This window comes from Myxococcus eversor (assembly GCF_010894455.1).
Taxonomy (GTDB): domain Bacteria; phylum Myxococcota; class Myxococcia; order Myxococcales; family Myxococcaceae; genus Myxococcus; species Myxococcus eversor.
In genome coordinates this window covers 99,074-124,287 of the sequence record NZ_JAAIXY010000028.1, presented here as the reverse complement: position 1 = coordinate 124,287, position 25,214 = coordinate 99,074, and the positions used below count along the sequence as shown (strand labels likewise).

20 protein-coding genes are annotated in these 25,214 nt (G+C 70.2%); 12 read left to right on the top strand and 8 right to left on the bottom strand.

Translation table 11 applies throughout. The features are described from left to right. Positions 1 to 61 precede the first annotated feature (61 nt). The gene (locus G4D83_RS40395) at positions 62 to 982 is read left to right on the top strand and encodes a hypothetical protein (protein ID WP_163870272.1); all 921 of its coding nucleotides are present in this window, start codon (positions 62 to 64) and stop codon (positions 980 to 982) included. Positions 983 to 1,009: 27 nt separating this feature from the next. Here G4D83_RS40395 and G4D83_RS40390 read toward each other — a convergent pair whose 3' ends face one another. The 5 genes from G4D83_RS40390 to G4D83_RS47045 all read right to left on the bottom strand — a co-directional run bounded on the left by G4D83_RS40390 (position 1,010) and on the right by G4D83_RS47045 (position 8,149). Beyond that, entirely contained in the window at positions 1,010 to 2,296 is a 1,287-nt protein-coding gene (locus G4D83_RS40390) for an Ig-like domain-containing protein (RefSeq protein ID WP_163870271.1), read from the bottom strand. 48 nt (positions 2,297 to 2,344) lie between these two features. Next, positions 2,345 to 3,136, bottom strand: a complete 792-nt coding sequence (locus tag G4D83_RS40385; protein ID WP_163870270.1) for a nucleotidyltransferase domain-containing protein — start codon at positions 3,134 to 3,136, stop codon at positions 2,345 to 2,347. Then, the gene (locus G4D83_RS40380; protein WP_163870269.1) at positions 3,133 to 4,428 is read right to left on the bottom strand and encodes a DNA polymerase beta superfamily protein; all 1,296 of its coding nucleotides are present in this window, start codon (positions 4,426 to 4,428) and stop codon (positions 3,133 to 3,135) included. Before G4D83_RS40380 ends, G4D83_RS40385 begins: the two co-directional genes overlap by 4 nt. Positions 4,429 to 4,504: 76 nt before the next feature. Next, entirely contained in the window at positions 4,505 to 7,282 is a 2,778-nt protein-coding gene (locus tag G4D83_RS40375) for a response regulator (RefSeq protein ID WP_163870268.1), read from the bottom strand. 189 nt (positions 7,283 to 7,471) lie between these two features. After that, entirely contained in the window at positions 7,472 to 8,149 is a 678-nt protein-coding gene (locus G4D83_RS47045) for an EF-hand domain-containing protein (protein ID WP_163870267.1), read from the bottom strand. Positions 8,150 to 8,632: 483 nt separating this feature from the next. Between G4D83_RS47045 and G4D83_RS40365 the strand changes: the two genes are divergently transcribed. After that, a complete protein-coding gene (locus tag G4D83_RS40365; protein WP_163870266.1) occupies positions 8,633 to 11,095 on the top strand; it encodes an RIO1 family regulatory kinase/ATPase domain-containing protein in 2,463 nt (820 codons plus the stop codon). A 75-nt stretch (positions 11,096 to 11,170) separates the two neighbouring features. On the opposite strand, the gene G4D83_RS40360 is transcribed toward G4D83_RS40365, so the two are convergent. Continuing rightward, positions 11,171 to 12,184, bottom strand: coding sequence for a zinc-dependent alcohol dehydrogenase family protein (locus tag G4D83_RS40360; protein WP_163870265.1), 1,014 nt, complete (start codon positions 12,182 to 12,184; stop codon positions 11,171 to 11,173). Positions 12,185 to 12,264: 80 nt separating this feature from the next. Here G4D83_RS40360 and G4D83_RS40355 point away from each other — a divergent pair, with 80 nt between their 5' ends. Both G4D83_RS40355 and G4D83_RS40350 read left to right on the top strand, forming a co-directional pair. Further along, positions 12,265 to 13,257, top strand: a complete 993-nt coding sequence (locus G4D83_RS40355) for a multiheme c-type cytochrome (RefSeq protein ID WP_163870264.1) — start codon at positions 12,265 to 12,267, stop codon at positions 13,255 to 13,257. Next, positions 13,254 to 14,798: an NADase-type glycan-binding domain-containing protein gene (locus tag G4D83_RS40350; protein ID WP_163870263.1), complete on the top strand. Its 1,545-nt coding sequence runs from the start codon at positions 13,254 to 13,256 to the stop codon at positions 14,796 to 14,798. Before G4D83_RS40355 ends, G4D83_RS40350 begins: the two co-directional genes overlap by 4 nt. Here G4D83_RS40350 and G4D83_RS40345 read toward each other — a convergent pair. Beyond that, positions 14,774 to 15,247, bottom strand: a complete 474-nt coding sequence (locus G4D83_RS40345) for a PIN domain-containing protein (protein WP_163870262.1) — start codon at positions 15,245 to 15,247, stop codon at positions 14,774 to 14,776. The genes G4D83_RS40350 and G4D83_RS40345 overlap by 25 nt on opposite strands. A 50-nt stretch (positions 15,248 to 15,297) precedes the next feature. On the opposite strand from G4D83_RS40345, the gene G4D83_RS40340 reads away from it, so the two are divergent. The 5 genes from G4D83_RS40340 (at position 15,298) to G4D83_RS40320 (ending at position 21,048) form a co-directional block, all read left to right on the top strand. Next, a complete protein-coding gene (locus G4D83_RS40340) occupies positions 15,298 to 16,326 on the top strand; it encodes a protein kinase family protein (protein WP_163870261.1) in 1,029 nt (342 codons plus the stop codon). 36 nt (positions 16,327 to 16,362) lie between these two features. Beyond that, the gene (locus tag G4D83_RS46640) at positions 16,363 to 17,370 is read left to right on the top strand and encodes a VWA domain-containing protein (RefSeq protein WP_240357089.1); all 1,008 of its coding nucleotides are present in this window, start codon (positions 16,363 to 16,365) and stop codon (positions 17,368 to 17,370) included. Continuing rightward, the gene (locus G4D83_RS40330) at positions 17,367 to 18,746 is read left to right on the top strand and encodes an adenylosuccinate synthetase (RefSeq protein WP_163870260.1); all 1,380 of its coding nucleotides are present in this window, start codon (positions 17,367 to 17,369) and stop codon (positions 18,744 to 18,746) included. The genes G4D83_RS46640 and G4D83_RS40330 overlap by 4 nt, the downstream gene beginning before the upstream one ends. Before the next feature lie 79 nt (positions 18,747 to 18,825). Continuing rightward, entirely contained in the window at positions 18,826 to 19,731 is a 906-nt protein-coding gene (locus G4D83_RS40325) for a VWA domain-containing protein (protein WP_163870259.1), read from the top strand. 60 nt (positions 19,732 to 19,791) lie between these two features. Continuing rightward, the gene (locus G4D83_RS40320) at positions 19,792 to 21,048 is read left to right on the top strand and encodes a DEAD/DEAH box helicase (protein WP_163870258.1); all 1,257 of its coding nucleotides are present in this window, start codon (positions 19,792 to 19,794) and stop codon (positions 21,046 to 21,048) included. Positions 21,049 to 21,137: 89 nt separating this feature from the next. Here the strand turns inward: G4D83_RS40320 and G4D83_RS40315 are convergent, their stop codons facing one another. After that, positions 21,138 to 22,016 carry an alpha-ketoglutarate-dependent dioxygenase AlkB gene (locus G4D83_RS40315; protein ID WP_163870257.1) on the bottom strand — a complete coding sequence of 293 codons (879 nt, stop codon included), beginning with the start codon at positions 22,014 to 22,016 and terminating at the stop codon, positions 21,138 to 21,140. A gap of 101 nt (positions 22,017 to 22,117) precedes the next feature. On the opposite strand from G4D83_RS40315, the gene G4D83_RS40310 reads away from it, so the two are divergent. Genes G4D83_RS40310 through G4D83_RS40300 form a run of 3 tightly spaced genes read left to right on the top strand, consistent with a single transcriptional unit; the run spans position 22,118 to position 25,181 of the window. Further along, entirely contained in the window at positions 22,118 to 22,603 is a 486-nt protein-coding gene (locus tag G4D83_RS40310; RefSeq protein WP_163870256.1) for an RNA polymerase sigma factor, read from the top strand. After that, positions 22,600 to 23,361, top strand: coding sequence for a DUF4384 domain-containing protein (locus G4D83_RS40305; RefSeq protein WP_163870255.1), 762 nt, complete (start codon positions 22,600 to 22,602; stop codon positions 23,359 to 23,361). Before G4D83_RS40310 ends, G4D83_RS40305 begins: the two co-directional genes overlap by 4 nt. Continuing rightward, the gene (locus tag G4D83_RS40300) at positions 23,361 to 25,181 is read left to right on the top strand and encodes a caspase family protein (protein ID WP_240357091.1); all 1,821 of its coding nucleotides are present in this window, start codon (positions 23,361 to 23,363) and stop codon (positions 25,179 to 25,181) included. The genes G4D83_RS40305 and G4D83_RS40300 overlap by 1 nt, the downstream gene beginning before the upstream one ends. The last annotated feature ends 33 nt before the right edge of the window (positions 25,182 to 25,214 follow it).

Sequence of the window (25,214 nt, the reverse complement as noted above, 5' to 3'; positions counted from 1 at the left end):
CCCAACAACTCCTGGAGTGAGTTAGCCTTCACGGCAAGTCATCGTCTCCGGGGGTCATGTCTTGGCGGAAACCTATCGAGTCGCGAAGCTTCCCATCCGACTGCGCGGCTTCGTGGAGCCGGATACGAACGCGCAGTTCGAGGGCTACGCCGAGCCGGGAACGTACTTCGTCCTGGAAGAGCGCCCCGGCTACCCGACGCCTGACACCGACTACGCGCGACTGGAAGTGCCCACGCTCGGCGCGCTGGACACCTGGATTTGCGTGCGCTGGCGCACCCAGCGCTACGCGACGCTCGTCAATCAGGAGAAGCCGCCTCCTGCAGTGAGGCTTCGCTTCGACGACGAGCCCATGGCCATCCGCGAGGACAGACTCGTCGCGCTCCTCGGTGGGTTGCGTGGCTTCCGGTATGGCCTGGACAAGGCCTACTACCCGTGGCCGCTGCCAGGCATCACGGTCCCCATGACGCCGCCCCAGTTCAACAACTGCTGCACCTTCGTGGAGGCCCTCACGGTGAAGGCCTATGCGGACGCGCACGGCGACAGCTTCACCTGGGACTCCCGCCGCCACCGGCAGATGATGATTGCCTCCACGGAGGACTACTTCTCGCCCGTCACCGCCGCCATCGAGAGCGGCATGGCCATCCCCGCGCCATCCCCGGACGTGTCTCCACACCCGTGGACGCTCATCCAGGGCTGGCGAAACCAGTGGCGCTCCGGCCACACCTTCCTCGTGGTGGACCACCACCCCGCGACGGACAAGGTGCTGGTGCTGGAGTCCAACTCCGCCTACCAGCTCGACGGCGTCGGCTACCGGGCCATCGGCAACCTGAGGGACAAAGGCATCCAGCCTCCGGCCAACTGGTGGACGCTGCCGGACGTGTGGACGTGGCGACAGCTCTGCTCGACCTACCTGTTCCGGCAACAGGCGTGGCTCAAGGTCAAGGACCGCTCGCTGTCGCGGCTGTCACCCACCGCGCCCTGAGCCGCACCCTCCCGGTTCACCCACGCGTCAGTCGTTGGCCGCGCCCGCCAATATCCATGAACGAATGAGGACGAGCAGCCCCGGCTGCTGGTCGAAATAGGTCGGATTGTTCCGGGGCATGCGGGACCCGCACGTCGTGCCCTCCAGCTTCCGGATGAGCGCCGAGTTGCCCGGGTCGCCTGGAGCGACGCGCCTGGTCGGGCCACAGGCATTGGCGGTCACATTGACCAGGTTGCTGTAGCTGGAGCCCGAGGCGAGGTTGAGGCCTCCGTTCGAGCCATGGCAGCCCGTGCAAGGGACGGAGGTCCAGATGCCCTGCACATTCGCGGAGTACCGGGGCACGGAGACCGGAAGGGTGACGGTGCGCACCACGGGCGTGCTCGCGCCATCCGTGACACTCACGGAGAAGGTGAACGAGGTCTGCGTCGCGACGACTGGCGAATACCACTGCGCGCTGCTCCCGGTGCGAGCACCCACCCAGGTTCCCGAGGAGGCCGGGGCCGTCTGCGTCCATGAGTAGGTCAGCGGGTCCCCATCCGCGTCGCTCGCGGTGATGGAGAACGTCCCCGTCACACCCGCGACCAGCGTCGTGGGCCCGGAGATGGTGGCGGCGACGACGGGCGGGCGGTTGCCCTTCTGGACGGCGATGTCGATGGTGGCCTGTGCGCTGCCGCCCCGCCCATCGGTGACGGTGACGCGCAGCGTGTACGTTCCGCTGGAGGTGACATCCGGAGCCGTCCACACGGGACTGGTGGAAGCGGCGTTGTCGAAGGTCCCTCTGGGTGTGGCGGGGGCCGCCTGCGCCCAGGAGTACGTCAGCGGATCCCCATCCACGTCGGAGCCACTGACGGCCAGGGTGAGGGCCTGCTGTTCGTCGACGGTGGTGGCCGTCGCAGTGGGCGTCGACAGCGTCGGCGGAGTGTTCTGGGGAACGGGCGGGGCGACGTCCACGTCCACCGAGCCCTGCTCGGAGCCACCTCGGCCGTCGCTCACGCTCACCTTCAGGGTGAAGCGCTGGCTCGTGCTCACCACCGGCGCCGTCCAGCTGGGGGCGGGCGCGGAGATGTTGGTGAATGTCCCCGCCGGGGAAGCGGGAACCTGCGTCCATGCATAGGTGAGCACATCCCCATCCGGGTCCGAGGCCTCCAGCGTCAGCGACACGGGGCTCCCGGAGCTCACCGCGGTGGGCTGCGCGGTCGGCCCCGTCAGCGTCGGAGGCTTGTTGCTGGGGAGCGGGTCGTCACCGCCACACGCCAGCCCTCCGAACCCGAGGAACAACCAAGCCAGCAGCGACAGTGAGAACGGCAAGCGCATGAAGGGTCCTCGGTGCGAGTGACCGAGAACCTATCAGGTGGAGTCGTCTCAGGCGGCGACGAACCGCCTGCGCCGCAGGTCCAGCATCCACGCCTCCAGCGCATCCACGGCCGCCTGGGGAGGTTCCCCGGGCAACACGGAGGCCTCCAGCGCGGCGTCGAGCACCGCGAAGGAGCGGGCCACCTCCGCGCGCCACTTCGCGCTCAGCGACTCGGGCAGCTCGGTCTTCTCTCCGCGCCGCTTCTGCTCCACCAGCTCGTGGGCCTCCGCGAAGCCATGGGCATCCAGCAGCTCGGTGACGTCCGTCTCCACTTCTCCGGTGCGCAGCGCGTGCGTCCCGGTGAGCGTGGTGCGCAGCACGTAGAGGAGCTTCTTCGCGGAGAGAAAGCCGCTCTTCTCCCACTCGCGGAGCTGGCCCTGGGCGAAGCCCCGGTAGTGCCGGTGCACGCGACGCGACAACACGCCGCGCACCAGTGGCTGAAGGGCCTCCAGCTCCGGGGACACCCGCACCGGGATGGCGCCCACCAGGCGCTCCAGGTAGTTGCCATTGCCCTGCAACAGTCCCTGGAGTACGGGCTGGAGTTCGTTGGACGAGTAGTCCACCTCCACGCCGTCCACCACCTGGAGGCGCTCGGCGTTGAGGTGGCGGGGCTGCAGGCCCAGCAGCAGGGCCGTGGGCGCGATGTGGATGGACTTCAGGTCCAGGTCGCTGTCCGGCGAGGGAAAGCCATAGGCGTGCGCGCCCGACAGCGACACCACCAGGTGCTCTCGCTTCGCGGACTCCTCATCGAGCACACGGTCCGCCACCGTCCGCTCCTGCTCCGTCATCGTGCCCTTCATTCCGAATCCCTCCACTCCGTCACCGGGGCCTCGGGCGCGTCGTGCCCCAGCGGTCCGGGGGTCTTCATCACCCAACGCCGCGCCACCTCGTCCCCCACCCGCCGCAACAACCGGTCCGCGCGCGCGTAGTCGGGATGCTCCGGCAGGCGACTCTCCTGACGTGCCGCCTCCAGCTCCGGCGCCATCGCCTCGGCGGCCCTCAGCACATCGTCGAGCGGCACGCTGCCTTCCTTGATGGCCAGCAGCCGCGCCTTCAGCGCCCCCGTCGCCTCGAAGACGGGCTCGCCCTGGCGCAGCCAACCCGTGGCGGTGGCAATCAACCGCAGCAGGTTGTACGCGTTCTTCGGCCGCAGCTCCCGCGCGGACGGAGGACGCTGTCCCCCACCCCGCGCATAGGCCGTCAGCGCCGCGAAGTCGTTCGCCGTGAGCAGCCCCTGGTCCCACAGTGAGCGGTAGAGCTGCTTCACGTACGTCTTCGCCGCCAGCAGCGCGTCCTGCTGCGTGGGCGCCTCGCGCGGCGACACCTCCGACAGGCGCCGCGCCACCTCGTCCAGGTTTGGCGCCGGCTCCTCGCACAGCCACTCCAGCAGCAGGTCCCTGTGCTCGGCGAGCCGCTGGCTGCGCGTGAGCTTGTCCAACTGGCTCATGGCGTAGCGCCCGAAGCTGCCGAAGATGGCCTGCGAGACGAACGCCTCGCGCTCCGCGAGGAACCACTCGCCCAGTTCGTCCATGGCCTTGGCCCCCGGGACGAACAACGTCTCCAGCGTGTTCGGGTCCGCCCGCAGCGCCTGCTCCACCGTCTTGCGCGTCTCCCAGTAGGTGCTGCTGCCATCGGCGCTCACCAGGTCCATGGGCGCCTCCACGAGGCCGAAGGTCCACGAGAGCGGCAGCGCGAAGATGCCGCGCACGTCCACGTCGGACTTCTCATTCGCCAGGCCCCAGGCATGACTGCCCACGCGCGTCTCCAGCACCACGCAGGGAACCAGGGACTGCCAGGCCGCCTCACGGCGCCTCGCGAACTGGACCTGTCCCGGTCGCCGGGGCACCAGCTCCTCGCGCGCGAACCACACCTCGCCCATGCCAACAATCTGGATGTCGAGCCCACCATCCCGGGCCCGCACCACGCGCCCCACCACGCCCTGGGGAATCCGCCGCCCGCCCGAGGCCAGGCGCTCCACGCGCGTCGTCACCTCGGTGCCGTGCGGCAGGGGCACCGACAGCCGGTCCACCTGCTCCAGCCCCCGGATGCGAGAAGTCCCCGAGCGGGGAGGGTCCGTTGGAGAGTTGCTCATGGCGTTCACCTCGAAGGGGAAGGTCGCGGTCGCCAGGGACGGCGCCAGCCCCGAGGGGCTGACCACCCCATGGGACTCAGCTCCGGGACGCGGGTGCTCCGATGCTCTCACGCAGGCGGGACAAGAGCCTCCGGGCCACCTCCAGCTCCGCCCGACAGCGGTCCAGGCGCTCCGCCATGTCCGCGACGTCGCCCGCGTCCGCGCGCAGCTCGATGTCCCGGCACTGCATCTCCAGCGCCGCCGCGCCGAACCACGCGGCGTTGGACTTGAGGGTGTGCGCGGCCCGGCTGAGGTCATCCAGCAACCCATGTCGCAGGGCCGTGTACGCGTCGTCGAGCAGCGCCGGCATGCTGTGCAGCGCGGTGTCGATGAGCTCCGGGAGGATGTTCGCCGCCTGGGTGCCCAGCTCCCGCCACAGTCGCGCCAGCGCGGCGGACTGCAGGCCGGGAATGCGCGCCGCCACCGGGACGATCTCCTCGTCGAGCGGCGCATCCACGAGCGTGCCGCGCTCCGCCCGCGCGCGCGTGCCGCCCTGTGGACGCGGCGTCTGACAGCGCACCAGCGCGGCCGTCAGCGCCTCCACGCGGATGGGCTTGGCGAGGAAGTCATCCATCCCCGCCTCGAAGCACTGCTCCCGGTCCGAGTCCATCGCATTGGCCGTCATCGCGATGACCCACGGCTGCACGTTGGGCGGCAGCTCCTGGCGCAGCCGACGCGTGGCCTCCAGCCCATCCATCTCCGGCATCTGGAGGTCCATCAGCACCACGTCGAAGCGCTGGCGCATGGCCCACTCCACTGCCTCACGGCCGTTGGACGCCGCCTGCACCGGGTAGCCCAGCCGGTCCAGCATCAGGCTGGCCAGTCGCTGATTGGTGGGGTTGTCCTCCACCAGCAGGATGCGCAACGGAACACGGTCCCCTGGACGGTCCCTGGGAACGGGCGCCCCCGAGGGAGCGGACTCCGCGCGGACGCGGGCCACGTCCCGCGAGAAGCAGGACATCAACGTGTCGTGGAGCTGAGAGGCTTTCATCGGGCGGGACAGCACCCCTGAGAAGAGGCCCGGCGGTGGCACCGCGCGACGACCGGGCGAGGTGAGCAGCAACAACGGCAGCGAGCGGAGGTCATCCCGCTCACGGATGCGCGCCGCGAGCGTAGGCCCGTCCAGGCCCGGCATCTGGTGGTCGATGAGCACGACGTCGAAGCCCGCGCCCGGCTGGAGCTTCGCCAGCGCCTCCATCCCCGAGCCCGCCTCCACGGGCTCCGCGCCCCAGGACTGGAGCTGTCGTCCCAACAACCGCCGGTTGATGGCGTTGTCGTCGACGATGAGCACCCGGCGGCCTTGCAGCAGCGGCTGGTCCGCGCGCAGATACCCCGCCGTCGTCTGCGGCGCGGCCTGCACCGTGAGCGCGAAGTGGAACGTGGCGCCCCGCCCCGGCACGCCCTCGCTCTCCACCCAGATGCGCCCGCCCATCGCCTCCACCAGGCGCTTGGAGATGGCGAGCCCCAGGCCCGTCCCACCGAACTTGCGCGTCACCGCGACGTCGAGCTGGTTGAAGGGCTGGAAGAGCCCCTTCTGCATCTCCGTGGAGATGCCGGGCCCCGTGTCCTGCACGGAGAAGGTGAGCTCCCAGGGCGAGTCGGGCGCCTCGGTGCGACGCGCGCCGTCCACGGAGACGACGGCGCCCCCGGACTCGGTGAACTTGAGCGCGTTGCCCACCAGGTTGAGCAGCACCTGACGCAGCCGCGAGGCATCTCCCATCACCACCTGCGGCACCTTCGGCGAGATGTCCGCGCCCAGGTCCAACCCCTTCTCGCTGGCGCGCACCGCGAGCAGGTCCAGCACCGACTCCACGCACTGCCGCAGGTCGAACGGGCGCAGGTCCGTCTCGAACCGGCCCGCTTCAATCTTGGAGAAGTCCAGCACGTCGTTGAGCAGGGTGAGCAACGCCTCGCTGCTCTGACGAATGGTGGAGATGAACTCCCGCTGCTCCCCTGACAGATGCGTGTCCAGCATCAGCCCCGTCATGCCGATGATGGCGTTCATCGGCGTGCGAATCTCGTGGCTCATCGTCGCCAGGAACAGGCTCTTGGCCTGGTTGGCGGACTCCGCCGCCTGGCGCGCGCGCTGGAGGTCGGTGATGTCGTGGTAGATGGCGATGAAGCCCAACTGCCGGCCTCCCACCGACACCGGCAACGCCAGCAGCTCCACGTCGACGATGGTGTGGTCCTTGCGCAGCCGCCGGGTGACGGAGTGCACGCGGCCCCGCTGCGTCACGTCCCGCTGCGCCTTCTTCGCCTCGGGGAGGACGGTCTCCTCTGTCGCGACGAGGTCGAAGATGTGCTTGCCCAGCGCTTCCTGCGGCGTGTACCCGAAGAGCCGCTCCGCGGCGGGGTTCCACGACAGGACGATGAACTGGCGGGTGATGGTGACGATGGCCACCGGGCTGTTGCGCACCACCGCCTCGAAGAACTCCTTCTGCTGGCGGATGGAGGCCTCCACCTCCAGGCTGCCGCGCATGTCCTGGAGCTGGAGCACCCAGCCCAGCGGCGTGCCCCGCGCATCCACCTGCGTCAGCGTCTGCACGCGCAGGTAGTACGCCGGCCCCGAGCCTCCTGGACGCTGCCCCGCCAGCTCCGTCTCATGCGGCGTGTCGGGCGAGCCTCGCGTGTCCGGGGGACGCCAGCCCGACAACAGCCGCGTCACCGCCATGCCCACCAGCTCCGCGCGGGGTCCGAAGATGCGCTCCGCGGCGCGGTTGACCTCCTGGATGAGCTGCGCGGCGTCGAGCACGAGCACCGCGTCGCGCGCGTGCTCGAAGACGGTGGAATGTGCTCTGGACGCCAGGTCGGACACAGTTCCCCCTTCGCGCCGCGAGTGTAGGTCAGCCCGGCCCCCCGTCACTATTTAGAGGCACTCGAACAGCAGAGGGCTCGTGGGCCGGCCCCTTCCCCCTGCGTGTTCCGGGTCTCCCCTGGGTGAACCCGGCCGGTCACGACGTCGTCACCATCGCGGACCGGCCTTCCCCTGGCCCCCGCGGCCGAATCAGCGGCTGGTCCACCACGCCTTGAACTTGCTCCAGGAGATCTTCCCCGTGCGGTCCGTGTCGACGATGTCGACGGCGATCTCCAGCTCCTCGTCGGTGACGTTCTGACCGAGCGCCTCCAGCAGCCGCGCGAACTCCGCGCGTTCGATGGTGCCGGTACGGTTGCGGTCATAGCGCTGGAAGATGTCGAGCAGCTCGTTGCCGGAGCTGGTCAGCTCATCCACCGCCGCGTGCGCGGGCGCCAGGGGCTGGATGCCCGCGGACGAGGTCTCCACCTCCTCGACGAAGGGCGAGCCCGTGGCCGGGCGCTCATCCCAGGCGACGGCGATGACCTCCGCGGACGGCGGCGCCTCGGGCTTCTTCCGGGACACCGCGCGCGGGGGAGAGCGAGGCGTCGTCGCCTTCTTCGTGGGCTTCGTCGCGACGCTCGCACGCGCGGATGTCGTCTTCGCGGCGCTCTTGCGCGTCGCCGCCTTCTTCGTGGCGCTCTTTCGAGCCGCGCTCTTCTTCACGGGGGCCTTGCGAGCCGCGCCCTTCTTCGCGGCACTCTTTCGAGTCGCGCTCTTCTTCGCGGGCGCCTTCCGTGCCGCGCCCTTCTTCGTCGCGGCCTTCTTCGGGGTGGAGGCGCGCCGGGATGACTTCTTCGCAGCACTGGACTTGCGTTTCTTCGTCGCCATGGGTGACTCCTCCTGGGCGGCGCGCATCGTAGCGCTCTCCCGGTGCGGGTCGGCAGTCCCCTGCGTGCAGGTGCTTTCGAGCCCCCGGATTGACGCCCGGGCTGTCGGGTGACGGAAGAGGGCCCGCACCTGGCTCCGTGGAGGTGGCCTGACGAGGGGGCTTGCAGTCGCCTGCCCGCCTGCTGTTCCATCGCGAGGTCGTCCAGCACCCGGCCTCATTTGCGGGCCCCGAGTTCAAGGCCTTGGCCTCTGGGTCAGGGTCAGGATTGACTCACCCGCTCCGCCGTCCCCTTGATACCCTGGAACCCTGGCGGACAAACTGTTAGCAGGCCGAGCGTCGGCTCCCCTGACTGCTACCGGGGATATCGCGGTAGCAAGAGGGCCCCGCCAGATGTTCACATGCCACCGCGCGCTGCGAGCAGGGCCGCACCGCGCTGAATCTCGTGACACCCGCCCGAGCCCCAGAAGGACTTCCGCCTCTGAATGAATGACTCGCTAGAGACCCTCCTCGCCGACGGAATCATCGAGGCCGTCATCGGCCAGTTGAAGACCGGTAAGGAAGCGGAGGTGTGGCTGGTCCAGCACGCCGGGCAGGTGGTCGCAGCCAAGTTGTACAAGCAGCGCCACGAGCGGAACTTCCGCAACAACGTGGGCTATCGGGAAGGGCGCGAGGTGCGCAACTCCCGGACGCGTCGCGCCATGGAGAAGGGCAGCCGCTTCGGGCAAGCCGCCTCCGAGGAGGCATGGAAGAGCGCCGAGGCCGACTCGCTCTACAAGCTGCACGGCCAGGGCGTTCGCGTGCCGACGCCGGTGATGTTCTACGAGGGCATCCTGCTGATGGAGCTGGTGCTCGACGCACAGGGCCAACCCGCGCCCCGGCTGGTGGAGGCGCCCCCGGCGACGCCCGACGAAGCGCAGGCGCTGTACGTGGACCTGCGGGCGCAGGTGGTCAGCATGTTGTGCGCCGACCTCATCCACGGAGACCTGTCTCCCTACAACATCCTGATGGGCTACGCGGGGCCCACCATCATCGACTTTCCGCAGACCATCGCCGCCGCGCGCAACAACCGCGCGGAGTTCTACTTCCGGCGCGACCTGGACAACGTGCGCGAGTTCCTCGCGGGCACCGCGCCCTGGCTGCACGGCGCCTCGGGTGACACGGGGGAGATCTGGGCGGCGTACAACAAGCGGGAGCTGACGCCGGACTTCGTCCCGTCCGGGACCTTCCGCGACTCGAAGCGTCGCGCGGGTGCCGGACGTCCGGACGCGCGCATGGAGGGCGGCAACCGACGTCGCGACTTCCAGCCGGAACCGGTGGAAGTGCTGCCCGAGCCACCCAAGGCTCCCATGACGCCCGAGGAGGCCGAAGAGGCCGAGTTGCGCGAACTGGAGGCCCTGGTGCTTCGCCAGGGAGGTGGCGAGCGGAGCAGGCCTCCAGCGTCTCCGCCACAGCGAGGGGGACGTCGCGGACCGGGTCGTTCTCCGCCGCGCTCCGGCAACAGCCGCCCTGGTGCACCGGCCTCCGCGCCGCGGAGTGGTGGTGGTGCGGGTGCCGCTCGCCCGCCTCAGGGAGGAGCTCAGGCGGGTGGACCTCGCACGGGTCCGGCTGAGCAGCGCAACGGAAGCCCGCGTTCGACCCAGGTCGAGCAACGTGGTGGACCGCGTTCGCCTCAGGTCGAGCAGCGTGGAGGTCCTCGTGCGCCGCAGGTCGAGCAGCGTGGAAGTCCTCGTGCGCCGCAGGTCGAGCAGCGTGGTGGACCTCGCTCGCCCCCGGTCGAGCAGCGTGGTGGACCTCGCTCGCTCCCAGTCGAGCAGCGTGGGGGTCCTCGCTCGCCGCAGGTCGAGCAGCGTGGGGGTCCTCGTTCGCCCCCGGTCGAGCAGCGCGGTGGACCTCGCTCGCCCCCAGTCGAGCAGCGTGGAGGTCCTCGTTCGCCACAGGTCGAGCAGCGTGGTGGACCTCGCTCGCCCCCAGTCGAGCAGCGTGCCTCGGGTGATTCGCCCAATGGGAGCCCCCGGGCCGCGCAGGGCGAGCCTCGTAACGGCGTGACGGGTCGTGCCACGGAAGACTCTCGCGGCGGATACCCACGTGCCGCGGATGATTCGCGCAATGGCAGCCCGCGTGCCCAGGAGGACGAGCAGAGCACCCGTGGCGGTCAGCGCAACGGGGACGCGTCTCGCAACAGCCGTCCTCGCATCTCGGATGATTCGCGTCATGGCGGTCCGCGTGCGACTGGCGGTGAGCAGCGCAACGGTGGTTCGCACCTCGCGGAGGAGTCACGCGGCAACGGCCCGCGCGCTTCGGATGAATCGCGCAACGGCAATCCACGCACCCGGGGTGGCGAGCAGCGCAATGGCAGCCCGCGCTTCTCGGACGATTCACGCAACGGCGCTCCAAGCGGCTATCCCGCCGACGCCGCTCCGTCGACCTCGGGTCCGCAGCACAACAAGACGGCTCGCGGCGCATCGCGTGAACCGTCCGGTGAGGACTCCTCGCGCCCTGTCGCGGGAGAGCAGCGCCGAGGCAATCCGCGCAATGGAGGACCTCGCGGCGCCCAGGGTGACTCACGCAACGGCCCTCGCTCCTCGCAGGGTGACTCGCGCAACGGCGCTCCTCGTCCTCCGTATGAGCAGCCCTCCGCGCCAAACGGGCGTCATGGCAACGAGGTCCGGGCTGGTGGCGAAAGTCCCTTCCCGGGCAACGAGAAGCGCGGTGGCAACCGCAGGGGCTCCCAGCCCCTCGTGGAGACCCGCTCCGAAAACAACGCGCCTGACGCCAGCCCCGGTGGCAACACGCCGCGCGAGCCTCGGCAGAACGGCCCCCGTCAGCAGCGCGCCCCTCAGTCTCGGGGAGGCAGCCCCCGTGGGCCTCGCGGGGGTCCCCAGGTGAGCTACGTCGCCCGCTCCAACAACCCCTCGGACTCGGGCCCGACCGAAACGGGCTCCTGAGCGCCCGTCGGCACCCAGGCCCGGTGAGCAATCCATCTCACCGGGCCCTCGCGGACACCGACGGCGGGCCCCGGCTCACCCCACGCGAACGACGACCTTCCCGAAGTGCGCGCCGCTCTTGAGGTGATGGAACGCCGCCACCGCCTCGTCGAAGGCGAAGACGCGGTCCACCACGGGCCGCACCGTGTGCTGCGAGAAGGCGCGCAGCAGCGCCTCGAAGCCCTGGCGATGCCCCACCAGGATTCCCTGCACCCGCAGGTTCTGCATCAGGATGGACGTCAGCGGCACCGCGCCCGCGACGCCGCTCAGCACGCCGATGACGGACACCGTGCCTCCGGGCCGCACCGCGCGCAGTGACTTCTCGAACGTCCCCGCTCCGCCCACCTCCACCACGTGGTCCACGCCCACGTTCCCCGTGAGCGCCCGCGCCGCCTTGTCCCAGTCCGGTGCCTTCACGTAGTTGATGACGTCGTGCGCACCCATCGCCCGCGCCCGCTCCAGCTTGTCGTCGCGACTGGAGGTGATGATGACGCGCGCGCCCATCAACTTCGCGATCTGCAACGCGAAGATGGAGACCCCACCCGTCCCCTGGAGCAGCACCACGTCCCCTGCCTTAAACGCGCCGTAGGTCACCAGCGCGCTCCAGGCCGTGAGCGCCGCGCACGGCAGCGTGGCCGCCTCCTCATCCGACAGATACGCGGGCGTCGGCACCACGCCGTCCTCGTGCAACACCATCGTGTCGGCCAGCGCTCCATCCAGCGGGCCTCCCAGCGTGTTCTGCTGCGCCGTGCGCGTCGGCTCTCCCGAGGGCCACGCCTGCGAGAAGAGGCCCACGACCCGGTCCCCCGGCTTCACGCGCGTGACACCCTGCCCCACCGCGTCCACCACACCCGCGCCGTCGGAGTTGGGAATCAGCGGCAGCTTCTGCCTCGGGTTGTAGCGCCCCTCCACCATCATCAGGTCGCGGTAGTTGAGGCTCGTCGCCTTCACCCTCACCCGCACCTGGAACGGGCCCGGCGTGGGGTCCGGCCGCTCACCCAGCACCAGCTTGTCCAACCCGAATCCGTCTCGAATCTCGTAGGCCCGCATGGGTCGGGTTCTACCGCGCCCACGCCCCAGGGTGGGAGTCGCGCTCGCACGCGGAGGACGCCTACACTCCCCGCCTCACCGTGCACGCCCTCCTCCTCACCTGCGCACTGCTGGCCTCCGCGCCCGGCCCCCGCTTCCCCCAGGGCACCGCGCGGATGGAGGTCGGCCCCGCACCGCATGGGCTCCCCGACTGGAGCGTCCAGCGCTGCGCGGAGTGCCACGCGCCCCAGGTCGACGCCTGGAAGCGCAGCGGCCACGCCACCGCGCGCACGGACGATGTCTTCCAGGTCGCCATCACCGAGGACCGCCCGGCCTGGTGCGTCCAATGTCACGCCCCCCTCGCACGCAACCTGGAGCGAGGCGCGCTCCCCTCCGACAGTCCGCCCGAGGAACACGGCGTCACCTGCGCGGGCTGCCACGCGCCCCTCGGCGACGCGAAGGCCACTCCCGCGATGCCCTGCGCGGGCTGCCACCAGTTCGGCTTCCCGGTGCTCCAGGCCGACGGCCAGCGCGTCCGGCTTTCCGATACCCAATCGCAACAGGACACCGTGGGCGAATGGAGCCGGTGGCAGAAGCAGACGGGCGACACGCGCCACTGCGCGAGCTGTCACATGCCGCGCGGCGACCATGGACTGGGAGGCACCCGTCGCACCGAGTCTCTCAAGGCCGCGCTCGTCGTGGAGGCTGTGGACGGCGCGCTCCTGCTCTCCACGCGCGACGTGGGCCACGCCTTCCCCTCCGGTGACGTCATGCGCTGGGTCAGCGTGGAGGTCTCCGACCATCCCCTCTTCGAGTCCTCGCGCACCGTGGCCACGCTGGGCCGCCGCCTGGAAACGCGCCCCTGGCCTCCCGAGACACTGCCTCACCTGGGCGCCGTCGAGGACACGCGGCTGCTTCCGGGCTCGCCTCGCCGCGTCCGACTGCCCGCTGGCGCGCGCTATGCCCGCGTCGTCTACCACCTGGTGTCCCGAGAGCAGGAAGACTCGGGGCTCTATCCCCCGGGCCTCTCACGGCTGGTGCTGTGGGCCGCGCCCCTTCCGTCACCCCGCGAATCCCTGGAGCGCAAGCCATGATTCTCCTGTCGCTCATCCTCGCCGCCGCGCCGCCCATCCTCCTGGAGCCCGACGCGGGCACCGCCCACCGCCTGCATCCCCGCCGCGTGACGGCGTCCTCCTTCCTGGAGAACGGCTGGAACAAGCACGCCCAGAACTATCTCCCCCTCTATGTCGCCGACGATGACCCGGCCACCGCCTGGGTGGAGGGCGCCAAGGGAACCGGCGTGGGCGAGGCGATTGAGTGGTGGGGCCCGGAGCTGACGCGCGCGAAGTCCTTCCGCGTCTTCCTGCGCAACGGCTACCAGAAGACGGACAAGCTCTACCGCGCCAACGCCCGGCCCAAGGCCGTGAAGCTGGAGCCGCTCGTCCAGGGAGAGACGGGGCCGCGGACGACGGGCACCGCGGTGGAGGTGGAGCTGAAGGACGTGCTCGGCTGGCAGGAAGTCCCGCTGCCCGTGCCCGGCAAGGTCCAGGGCGTACGGCTCACCCTCGTGTCCACCTATCCCGGCACGTCATACGACGACACCTGCCTGAGCGACCTGCGCGTGTACGTGGAGGGCGAGGACCCCTACAAGGCGGAGCTGGAGACGGCCGCCTTCGAGCAGGTGCGCTCCTACGCGTACGAGCGGAAGATGGCCGCCGCGCGCAACGACACGCAAGCGAAGCTGGAGTGGGCACCTCGCTACAAGACCGAGGACCTCCTCATCCAGAAGAACAACGACAAGCAGCAAACGGCCCTGTACCAGACGGAGCGCACCCCCACGAAGTGGCTGGCCCTGGTGCCGGCGAAGGACTCCTACAAGGCGGAGCTGGCCCGCGCGAAGGCGGTGGCGGAGCTGTTCGACCGAGCCAACCTGAACCGGGACGGCGACAAGTCCGAGGCCCGCGCGAAGTGGTCTCGGGTGAGGTCCGCGCTGCTTCGCCCGCAGAAGGCCGCCGCCAGTTCGGCGCTGTCCTCCATGGAGGACCCGGGGCTCATGCGCGTCGCGGGCCTGCTGCACCTGGCGGACGCGTCCTTCTTCGAGGCCGACGCCACCCAGGCCCAGATGCGCGCGAAGATCGCCAGCACCCGCAAGGCGGAGGCCCGCGCGCTCTCCTCCTGCATCAATCAATGCGAGGCGGACCGCAAGGGCAGGACGCTCACCGAGTCCGAGGAGATCTGCGACTGCGCTGACCAGTGCATGGGCTGCATGGATGACCGGGAGACCTCATTGAGCACCCGGAGCCAGCAGCTCAAGCACCAGCTCACCGGTGGCGAGTTCGTCCAGGGAACGCTCGCCCAGCCCACCGCGTTCCTGCGCGGGCTCAGCGAGGAGAACGGCGCCCGCGAGTCGTGGATCAACTTCCGCCAGACGCTCGTCACCTACTCGGGCGAGAAGGCCGACACGGTGCTCGTCTTCGGAAACAAGGACGCGGAGGACGGCGGAGAGCCCGTCTACGTGCACGTGCTCGACTGGAGCGAGGCCGGGGGCAAGGCGAAGTTGACCTCCATCACCACCTTCATCGTCGGGCTCGAGTCGGTGCGCGTGCTGCGCTACCGGCCCGTCACCAGCGCCTGAGCCTCCAGTCGCGCCACGGCCTGGCGGGGGGTGAGGATGACGAAGGGCAGCTCCCGCCGGTCCGCCATCGACAACACGCGCTTGTCCTTGCTCACCAGCCACGCGGCCCCGGCCCGGGCGGCCAGGAGGAGGAACTTCTGGTCGTCCCGGTCCTTGCACCGAGGCAGCTCCAGCGCGGCTCCGGACGCATCCGGCGGGAGCACCTTCACGCTCGCCCGATAGCGTTCGAGGGCCGTGCTCCGGCCCTCCATGTTCCTCCCCGGCAGGAAGTGGCGCGATGCCAGCACGAAGCCCAGCTCCGCCAGCGTCGCATCCTCCGCCCAGGCCACCAGTGTGCCCGCCCCCAGAGCAGTCTGGAGCACACGCAGCGCGGGGTCCTCGAAGACGTACAGGTCCAGGACGACGTTGGTGTCGAGCACCACGGGAAGCGGAGGAGCCAATGGGGACATTCAGGTTCCAGGAGGCCGAGGTATGCTCGTCCGGCACTGAGTGAGGGGTGATGGAACTACAGCTTTTGAAGTGTCCTGGCTGCGGCGCGAAGCTCCCGCCCCCGTCCTCGCCGAATGGCATCCTCACGTGTGACTACTGCGGCGCCATGGTATCCGCGAAGGGCGCGGCCATCTGGCCCAAGCCCGCTCGCCCCGCCGACGACCCGCCGTTCGCTCCGGACCGGCCTCGCGTCACCGTGGCGAACACGCGCTACGTGCTGCTCGGCCGTCTGGGCCGGGGTGACGGCAGTGACGTGTTCCTCGCGCGCCGCGACTCGCGCATCACCGAGCTGGTGGTGCTCAAGGTGGCCCGTGCCCTCGTCGACAAGGACTTGCTCGCCCACGAGTACGAGGTGCTGGAGGACCTGCAGCGCACCAAGGCCCAGGGCGCCGAGTACTTCACCCGCCTGCTCCCCCAGCCCGTGGCGCGGGGCACCGTGAAGGACCCGGAGGGCGTCGCCCGCGCTGCGCTGGTGTACCGCTGGACGAGCGGCTTCCAGCACACCCTCGCCGACGTGCGCGAGGTGTACCCCGACGGTGTCGACCCGCGCGCCGCGGTGTGGATGTGGAAGCGCGCGCTGGAGCTGTTGGGCTTCGTGCATCGCGCGGGCTACGTCCACGGCGCGGTGCTGCCGCCCCACTTGCTCGTCCACCCTCGGGACCACGGGTTGATGCTGATCGGCTGGTCCAGCGCCGGGAAGATTCGAAATCTCATGCCCCTTGTCGCCACCAGCGCGTCGCATCGGGACTTCTATTTCGATGCGATGTGGGACGGAGGAGGCGTGCCCACTCCGGCATCGGACGTGGCGATGTGCGCGCGCTCCATCGCCTGGGTGCTCGGTGGAGACCCGGCGACGGGCTCGGTGCCGTCGCACGTGCCGGCGCCCCTGGCGGAGCTGCTGCGCGCACAGCACACGAGTTCGGGGGGGAGCGGCCTGGAAGTCGATGCGTGGAGCGTGAAGGAGCTGGTGTCCACCGCCGCGCAAGAGGCCTTCGGTCCGCCGAGTTACGTTCCCTTCACCCTGCCTGGGTGGCGTTGAGCGCGGCCTGTCCGCGCGTGGAAGGAGAGTCGAGCCATGGGTTACGGGAGCTACAGCCACGCGGCACACGCGGCCTTCACCCGGGCGCGTGAGGAAGTCCCCCTCCAGCGCGTCTTCAAGCAGGAGCGCTGTCATCCGCTGATGGACCCGCACGGCGTGAAGTGGCGAGAGAGTCGCGACAGCGAAGCGCATTCCAAGTCGCTGGGCATCGTCTTCGCCCTCGACGTCACGGGCTCCATGGGCTCCATCCCGGAGCTGCTCGCCCGTCGCCGGCTGCCCGACTTCATGAAGTCGCTGATGGACGTGGGCATCCCCGACCCGCAGGTCCTCTTCATGGCGGTGGGCGACGCGAACAGCGACCACGCTCCGCTCCAGGTGGGCCAGTTCGAGTCCTCCGAGCGGCAGATGGACCAGTGGTTGACCTCCAGCTACCTGGAAGGCGGCGGCGGCACGCCCGGCACCGAGTCCTACGAGTTGGGCATGTACTTCGCCGCGCGCCACACGGACCTGGACTGCTGGCGCAAGCGCAAGCACCGGGGCTACTTCTTCATGACGGGCGACGAGCGCCCCTATGGGTACGTCTCCCGCAAGCAGGTGGCGTCCCTCATCGGCGACACGCTGGACGAGGACATTCCCGTGCGACAGGTGGTGGAGGAGCTCCAGGTCGGCTTCGAGCCGTTCTTCCTCATCCCCGACATGGCCCGACGCCGCAACTGCGAGCGGGACTGGCGGGAGCTGCTCGGGGACCGCGTCATCTGCATGGAGGACCCCAGCGACACGGTGGATGTCGCGTCCAGCCTCGTGGGCCTGTGCGAGGGCGCCATCTCCGACCTGGATGCGCTGGCCCGCCATCTGGAGAAGGGGGGGCTGGAGCGCGCCCGGCGCGGCGCCGTCATCCGCGCGCTCACGTCCTTCGCGGCGACGCTGGGGAGAGACGGAACGCCGCAGCCCCGGCTGGAGGATGAGCAGTTGCCGACGAATGACTACAACTCCGGCCATCGGCGCATCCCCGGCCCCCGGCGAAGCCCTCTCGACGAGCGATGAAGGCACCCCGCGCGGCCCACGTCGTCGTCGACCTCGGCTTCGGCGACGCGGGCAAGGGCACGCTCACGGACTGGCTGGTTCGACAGCACGACGCTCGCCTCGTCGTGCGATTCAACGGAGGCGCGCAGGCGGGCCACAACGTCGTCACCGATGACGGCCGACACCACACCTTCTCGCAGCTCGGCGCGGGCACCTTCGTCCCTGGCGTCGCCACGCACCTGGCGCACTCCACCGTCTTCCATCCGCTGGCCCTTCACGTGGAAGCCCAGTACCTCGCTGATAGCGGCGTGCCAGACGGCCTGTCGCGTGTGACGGTGAGCGAGCGGGCCCGGGTCATCACCCCGTTCCATCAAGCGGTTGGCCGGCTGCGCGAGCTGAGCCGGGGCGCGAATCGACATGGCACCTGCGGCGTGGGCGTGGGCGAGACGGTGCGCGATGCGCTCGCGCATCCAGAGGCCACCGTCCTCGCTGGAGACATGTGTCAGCCGGCGGTCCTGTTGAGAAAGGCTCGCGCCGCGCAGGAGCGACTCCGCGCGGAGGTTGCCGACTGGCGGCACTCCGACATGGGCCATCCCGACGCCATGCAGGAACTGGCGTTGCTGGAGGACTCCGATATCCCATCGCGCTGGGTGGAGGCCGTGCGTGTCATCCATCCCGAGCAGCGCGTGGTGGGCGACGACTGGCTCGGTGCACGGCTGCGTGAGGGCCACACCGTCTTCGAGGGCGCTCAAGGCGTCCTCCTGGATGAGTGGCGCGGCTTCCACCCCCACACCACCTGGAGCACCTGCACCTTCGAGCCGGCCCTGACGCTGCTGCGCGAGCAGGGCTTCGACGGGGAGGTGCATCGCCTCGGCGTGCTCCGCGCCTACGCCACGCGCCACGGCGAGGGCCCCTTCCCCACCGAGGAGCCGTCGCTCGCGCCCGCCATGCCCGAACCTCACAACACCGCCGAAGGCTGGCAGGGCGGCTTCCGTGTGGGCTCGTTCGATGCGGTCCTCGGACGCTATGCGCTCCAGGTCTGCGGCGGCGTGGACTCGCTCGCCGTGACGCATGTGGACAGACTCACCCCGCACTGGTCCGTGTGTTCCGCGTACCGCGCACCGCAAGGCCCCCGGGAAGACGAGGCGCTCGTACTGCGCGACGAGGCCGGACGCGTCACCGCGCTGCGTCCCGGCGCGGCCCAGGACCTCGCCTGGCAGGCCCGCCTCGCCAGGGCGCTCGCCCGCTGTGCTCCCGAGCGGACGACGTTGTCACTCGGAGACACCTCCGACACACGGACACAGCGCTTCGTCAGCTGGGTGGAGGCGAACCTGGGGGTGCGCGTCTCGGTGACGTCCCAGGGGCCCAGGGCCCGGGACAAGCGCCCCAGGGGCTGACGAGGGCGCGCCGTCCGGGCTAGCTTCGGGGCGCCGCGAGACACCTTCGCGGAGTCTCCACCGAGGGGGTCGAGCAACCATGGGTTACGGGAGTTACAGCCACAAGGCACATGAGGCGATGACGCGGGCTCGCAGCGAGCTTCCGCCTCAGGAAGTCTTCAAGCAGCGCGCCTGCCATCCCCAGATGGACCCCCTGGGGGTGAAGTTCCGCGAGAGCCGCGACAGCGAGGCGCATCCGAACTCGCTCGCCGTCGTCATGGCGCTCGACGTGACGGGCTCCATGGGCAACATCCCCGAAATCCTCGCGCGACAGACGTTCCCCTCCTTCATGAAGGACCTCATGGAGGCCGGCATCCCCGACCCGCAGGTGCTCTTCATGGCCGTGGGTGACGCGTTCTTCGACCGCGCCCCGCTCCAGGTCGGCCAGTTCGAGTCCTCCGAAAACCAACTGGACCAGTGGCTCACCTGGATGTTCCTGGAGCGCGGCGGTGGCTCGAACCCCGGCGAGTCGTACGAGCTGGGCATGTACTTCGCCGCCGAGCACACCGCGATGGACTGCTTCGAGAAGCGCGGGAAGAAGGGCTACTTCTTCATGACGGGTGACGAGCCCGCCCTGGACAAGGTGTCCATGGCCCAGGCGAAAGGACTCATCGGCGACTCCCTCGACAAGGACATGCCCATCGCCCAGGCCGTCCAACGGCTGGAGCGCACGTTCCACCCGTTCTTCCTCATCCCGGACCAGCGGCGCCGAGGCTACTGTGAGGCCTACTGGCGCAACGTCATGGGGGACAGGGTCATCTGCATGGACGACGCCGTGGACACCTGCGACGTGGCCGCCGCCCTCGTGGCCCTCACCGAGCACGCCGTCCCCCACCTCGACGCCGTCGCGAAGCGGCTGCGGGACGGAGGCAAGTCCCCCGAGCGGGTGAAGGGCATCCTCCGGGCCCTGGAGCCCTGGGCCCAGAAGCTGCGGGCCACGAAGTAGATTGACAGTGTCGGCCGAGGCTCTTTCCCACGGGGCCTCGCGCCGTGATACCCCGAAGCCGTGAGTGAATCCTTCGACCGGCTCGGACTGTCCAAAGCCACCCTCGGCGCCCTGCGCCGGGTGCGCTTCACGCAGCCCACTCCCATCCAATCCCAGGCGATTCCCCCGGCCCTCTCGGGCAAGGACATCATCGGCTGCGCGGCCACCGGCACCGGCAAGACGGCCGCCTATGTGCTGCCACTGGTGGAGCGCTTCCACAGCAAGAAGGGCACGCTCGGCCTGGTGCTCGCCCCCACCCGTGAGCTCATCCAGCAGATCTCCGAGCCCGTGCAGGTCTTCGCCGAGGCGCGTGGCCTGACGCACGCCGTGGTCATCGGCGGCGAGGACATGGGCGCCCAGGTGGAGGCGCTCAAGGCCCAGCCCACCTTCGTGCTCGCCACGCCTGGCCGGCTGGTGGACCTGCTGGAGAACGGGATGGTGGACTTCGGCAAGCTGGAGGCCCTCGTCCTCGACGAGGCGGACCGGATGCTCGACATGGGCTTCCTCCCGCAGCTCGAGCGCATCTTCGAGGCCCTGCCCCGCCGTCGGCAGACGCTGCTGTTCTCCGCGACGCTGGGGCCGGATGTGACTCGCTTCGCTCGCGAGATGCTGTACCGGCCGGTGCGCGTGGAGGTGACTCGCAGCGGCACTCCCGCCGAGCGCGCCGAGCAGCGGCTCTACGTCGTCAAGCCGGAGGAGAAGTCCGCGCTGCTGCTGACGCTGCTGGCGGAGGACGAGGCCACCGCGCTCGTCTTCACCAAGACGAAGGAGCGGGCGGACAAGGTGCTGCGCACCCTCCAGCGCGCGGGCCACAAGAGCGCGGTGCTGCACGCGGACCGGACGCAGAACCAGCGTCGCCAGGCGATGGAGGGCTTCCGCAAGGGGACGTACCGCTGCCTCGTCGCCACCGACATCGCCGCGCGCGGCCTGGACGTGGAGGACGTGGGACAGGTCATCAACTACGACCTGCCCCACTCCCCCGAGGACTACGTACACCGCATCGGCCGCACCGCGCGCGCGCAGGCCAGCGGCGTGGCCTCCACCTTCGCCACGTCCAAGGACAAGGCCGTCGTCGCGCAAATCGAGCGCATCATGCGCGGGCAGATTCCCCGCGTGGAGGTGCCTCGCGACTCCCCTGTGTTCCGGGAGGCGTGGAACCAGTTCGTCGCCTCGCAGAAGGACCCGGGCCCGCCTCAGCAGGACTCGGAGGCGCCGCCCCAGCGCGAGCAGCGACAGCCCGCGGGACGCCACGCGCGGACGCATCGCAAGCAGCGCTGACCGCGGACCAGAGCGCCCGGGACGACTCGCCCGGACGCATCGCAAGCAGCGCTGACCGGGGCCACGAGGTCCCGGGACGACTCGCGCCCTCAGGGTGACGCGGGGCGCTCCCGGGCCAGCTCCGCACGGAAGAAGGCGCTGCCCTTCGCGAGCTGCTCCATGTAGCCGCGCACGTCCTCGCGCGCCTCGTCGGACAGCTTCGCGAAGGGAATCACATGCACGTCCGGCACGTAGCGGAACGTCAGGTTGATGCGCCGCGTGCGGAAGTCCGGCAGCTTCGGCGCCAGGTCATGCCCGTCGCGCGTGTCCACGCGCTGCACCCGGTGGAACGTCTCCTCCTTCCACCGCGTCCCGCCGAACAACTCCAGCGAGCCGTCATCCAGCCACTGCTCCAGCACCACCGCGTCGCGCTCGCCGGGCCGTGAGGACGTGACGAACTGGATGAGCGCCCGCTCGCCGAAGGACAGCGAGGCCACCGGCCCCGGCTCGAAGTCCTTGTGCTCACCCACTCGCGCCGTGTCCACCCAGCGGTCCTCTTCCAGCCGGCTGCCGTAGAAGTTCACCAGACAGGTGTTGAGGTGCCAGCCCTTGGGCATGTCCGGGCCCCGGAACATGCGCCGCGCCAGCTCCTCGACTTTGTCCACCTGCCGCTGGAGCACCGCCGGGAAGGGCTCCGCCTTCACGCACCGGTTCAAGAGGCCCTTCGGAGGGCGGTAGTAGTCCAGGCACGCGAACTGCCAGTTGCCCAGCCAGTACACCGGTCGCAACAGGCGCCGCTGCTGCTGCCCCGGCGGAGGAGGGAAGTGCTTGGAGTAGCGCTCCTCCCAGAGCGGGTGGAGGGCCCCGAGCCAGCTCAGGATGTCCGTCCGGTCCACGGCGGACAGGAAGCTCGCGTTGTAGTGGTGACCCGGAGTGCGCTGGCGGGCCTTGTGGGCCAGCGAGGGGCCACGGCGGGGGGGAAGGGCCATGGGCGGCCCCGTGCTACCACACCCGCTCGGGTCCGCAGCGCCTGTTGCGCAATCCGGACAACCCGGGTGTTGGTAGGGAGGCCGGAAATTCAGAAACCACCATGTCCGAAGACCGCCTCCACTCGCTGTACCGCACCTATGGGCCCGCCCTGTATGCCCGCTGCCGGCAGATTCTGGGCGACGACGCCGCGGCGGCGGACGCGGCCCAGGAGACCTTCCTTCGCCTGCATCGCCAGTTGGACCGCGCCCCCGACGCCCACCATGCCCTCGCATGGATATACCGCGTGGCCACCAACTACTGCCTCAACCAGGCCCGCGACAGGCGCCGCCGCGCCGTGCCCGTCGGGGACCTGCCCGACACCCCGGGCGTCGACGCCGAGCGCCTGTTGGAGAGCCGGGACCTCGCTCGCCGCCTCATCTCCACCGCTCCCCCCAAGGTGGCCGAGGTCGCCTGGCTGCACCTCGCCGATGGGATGACCCAGGACGAGGTGGCCCAGGTGCTCGGTATCTCCCGTCGCACCGTCGTCAACCGGCTCGCAGACTTCCACCGGCACGCGCACGCGCTCGCCGGGAGGCCCCCCTCATGATGAACGCCGCCCCCTCCCATGTCTCCAGCCTCAAGCTGGACGCCCTCGCGATGGATGCGCTCTCCCCCCAGGAGCGCGATGCCACCCAGTCCCACCTGGACGCCTGTCTCACCTGTCGCACCCGCGCGGAGGAGCTGGCGTCGCACCGCCGGCACTTCACGGCGTACGTACTTCCTCGCGCCGACCGGCTCCCGACACGCGTCTCCCCTTGGGGACCTCGCTGGCGGTGGTGGGCCCCCGCCCTTGCCCTGTCCTCGGCCGTGGTGCTGCTGCTCGTGCTCGTCGCCGTGCCCAGGCCGCCCGAGGAGCCCCAGTACGCCCTCAAGGGAGGCGCGGCGCTGCAGCTCTTCGCGCACCGGGGCGAGCGCACCTGGAAGGTGGAGGAAGGCGAGGCGCTGGCTCCTGGCGACCAGGTGCGCTTCGTCGTCGAGGGCCTGGGACTGCCCTACGTGCTCGTGGTGTCGGTGGATGGGGCAGGACAGGTGAGCACCTACTTCCCCTTTGGCGGCACCGAGAGCGGCCTCTTGCCCTCGCACGGGTTGCCGCTGGAGATTCCGGGGAGCGTGGTGCTCGACAACGCACCGGGCCCCGAGCGAGTGTTTGCCCTGTTCTCTCGCAAGCCCTTGTCGTTCGAGTCCGTGGCTCCCGCCCTGCGTGAGCTGTCAGCCGGGGGGGCCGACGTCATCCGGGACCGCGCGCGGTTGCCGGTTCCCGCGGGGGCGCAGGCCTCCTTCCTCTTCGAGAAGACCCAGCCGTGATGACCTCCATCCGCTGCCTCCTCCTCGCCGTCCTTGTCTGCGCCACCTTTCCCGCCGAGGCGGGGACCCGGCGCATCGCGGTGCTGGTGGGTCACAACGTGGGCAGCGGTGAGCGACCTCCTCTGCGGTACGCCGAGGCCGACGCCGTCAAGCTCGCCGGAGTGCTCTCCGAGCTGGGGGACGTGCCCGCCTCGGACCTCATCGTCCTGCAGGGCCAGGACCTGACCACGGTGCGCGCCGCGCTGGACGCCGCGGCGAAGAAGGTGGACTCGCTGCGCGTCCTGCCGGACACGCGGGTGGTGTTGCTCTTCTATTTCTCCGGGCACTCGGATGGCGTGGCCCTGGAGCTGGGCACGGAGCGCCTGCTGTACGCGGACCTGAGGCGGTGGCTGGACGCGACGCAGGCGGATGTGCGGCTCGCCATCGTCGACAGTTGCCGCAGCGGCGCGCTGTTGCGCTTCAAGGGAGGACGTCCGGGCCCCTCGTTCGAGCTGCGCTTGACGGACGAAGTGCACAGCACCGGCCATGCGCTGCTCACCTCCAGCGCGGAGGACGAGCTGGCGCTGGAGTCTCGCGAGGTGGGCGGCTCGCTCTTCACGCACCATCTGGTGTCTGGATTGCGCGGGGCGGCGGATGCCTCGGGCGATGGACTGGTGACGCTGGCGGAGGCGTATCAGTACGCGTATGCGCATACCGTCTCCGCCACGGCGGACGTGCTGACGGGCGCGCAGCATCCCGCGTATGACTACCGGCTGACGGGCAAGGGCGAGCTCATCCTCACGCAGCTTCCCAGCCCGGGCACGGCGCTGGAGCTGCCCAACGACTTCGAGCGCGCGTTGCTGCTGCGGCCCGGCCGGGGGCAGGTGCTCGCGGAGTTGGGGCCAGGCGCGGTGCCTCGGCTCGCGGTGCCTCCCGGGGACTACGAGCTGCGGGCGTGGCGCGCGGGCAAGCAGCACCAGGGCACCTTGCGGACGGCGGCGGGACAGGTTCGGAAGGTGCGGTGGGAGGACCTGCAGCCGGTGGCACCCGCGTCCAGCGTGGGTGGCACGAAGGGGGGCGAGGAGCCCGCGTCCCGGACCGCCATGTCGGCCTCGCCCGAGGAGTGGAACTGGCCTGAGTCATCGTCGGGAGCGTCGGCGAAGCCCACGCAGACTCCGGGGGCGCGGTCGGACAAGAAGGTGCCGCCAGAGGAGCCTCGGCCCTGGGAGACGGCCGCGCTGCGTCGGGCCCTGGAGGAGGAGGCGGCGATGGCCGGGGTGGCACCCGCTTCGTCTCCGGAGCCAGCCGTGACGCTCGCCGCCGAGCAGCCGGTGCTGGAGAAGGCCCTGCCGCTGCCGCCGCTGCCCATGCCTCGCCCGCTGGCCTCTTCTGGCCTCCGTGAGGTGAGCCTTTCCGTGGGCGTGCGCAACTCAGCGCTCGAGCTGGGTGGAGCCTTGCTGGCGTTCCGGCTGGAGACCGCCAGGGCCGAGGTGAGTGGAATGACGCTCTCTCTCCAGATGGGCCAGGGCCCGCAGGAAGAGAACCGCGAGTTCATCACCGGGTTCGGCGTGGGCTACGCGTGGCGGAAGCGCTCTCGCATCATGGAGTTCGCCGGGGGTGCCGAGGCGAGCTTGCAGCTCATCGTGCAGTCTCAGTCCGGCAAGACGGGGTGGACCGTGGGGCCCGCTGTCGCGCCCATGGCGTCCGTCTCCATGTACCTCATGCCGGAGCTGGCGATGAGCCTCGGAGCGCGACTGCCCCTGGCCGTCCTGCGCGTGAACGACTTCTCGGAGGTGAAGTTCCTGCCCAGTGCGGAGCTGGGCGTGAAGACGCGCTTCTGACGAAGCGCCCGACGCTCAGCGTCCGTGGGAGAT

Bases quoted from the DNA above. Each gene is read 5' to 3' on its own strand.
- G4D83_RS40390 (WP_163870271.1), bottom strand. From the start codon at position 2,296: ATGCGCTTGCCGTTCTCACTGTCGCTGCTGGCTTGGTTGTTCCTCGGG.
- G4D83_RS40385 (WP_163870270.1), bottom strand. From the start codon at position 3,136: ATGAAGGGCACGATGACGGAGCAGGAGCGGACGGTGGCGGACCGTGTG.
- G4D83_RS40380 (WP_163870269.1), bottom strand. From the start codon at position 4,428: ATGAGCAACTCTCCAACGGACCCTCCCCGCTCGGGGACTTCTCGCATC.
- G4D83_RS47045 (WP_163870267.1), bottom strand. From the start codon at position 8,149: ATGGCGACGAAGAAACGCAAGTCCAGTGCTGCGAAGAAGTCATCCCGG.
- G4D83_RS40365 (WP_163870266.1), top strand. From the start codon at position 8,633: ATGAATGACTCGCTAGAGACCCTCCTCGCCGACGGAATCATCGAGGCC.
- G4D83_RS40360 (WP_163870265.1), bottom strand. From the start codon at position 12,184: ATGCGGGCCTACGAGATTCGAGACGGATTCGGGTTGGACAAGCTGGTG.
- G4D83_RS40350 (WP_163870263.1), top strand. From the start codon at position 13,254: ATGATTCTCCTGTCGCTCATCCTCGCCGCCGCGCCGCCCATCCTCCTG.
- G4D83_RS40345 (WP_163870262.1), bottom strand. From the start codon at position 15,247: ATGTCCCCATTGGCTCCTCCGCTTCCCGTGGTGCTCGACACCAACGTC.
- G4D83_RS40340 (WP_163870261.1), top strand. From the start codon at position 15,298: ATGGAACTACAGCTTTTGAAGTGTCCTGGCTGCGGCGCGAAGCTCCCG.
- G4D83_RS46640 (WP_240357089.1), top strand. From the start codon at position 16,363: ATGGGTTACGGGAGCTACAGCCACGCGGCACACGCGGCCTTCACCCGG.
- G4D83_RS40330 (WP_163870260.1), top strand. From the start codon at position 17,367: ATGAAGGCACCCCGCGCGGCCCACGTCGTCGTCGACCTCGGCTTCGGC.
- G4D83_RS40325 (WP_163870259.1), top strand. From the start codon at position 18,826: ATGGGTTACGGGAGTTACAGCCACAAGGCACATGAGGCGATGACGCGG.
- G4D83_RS40315 (WP_163870257.1), bottom strand. From the start codon at position 22,016: ATGGCCCTTCCCCCCCGCCGTGGCCCCTCGCTGGCCCACAAGGCCCGC.
- G4D83_RS40310 (WP_163870256.1), top strand. From the start codon at position 22,118: ATGTCCGAAGACCGCCTCCACTCGCTGTACCGCACCTATGGGCCCGCC.
- G4D83_RS40305 (WP_163870255.1), top strand. From the start codon at position 22,600: ATGATGAACGCCGCCCCCTCCCATGTCTCCAGCCTCAAGCTGGACGCC.
- G4D83_RS40300 (WP_240357091.1), top strand. From the start codon at position 23,361: ATGACCTCCATCCGCTGCCTCCTCCTCGCCGTCCTTGTCTGCGCCACC.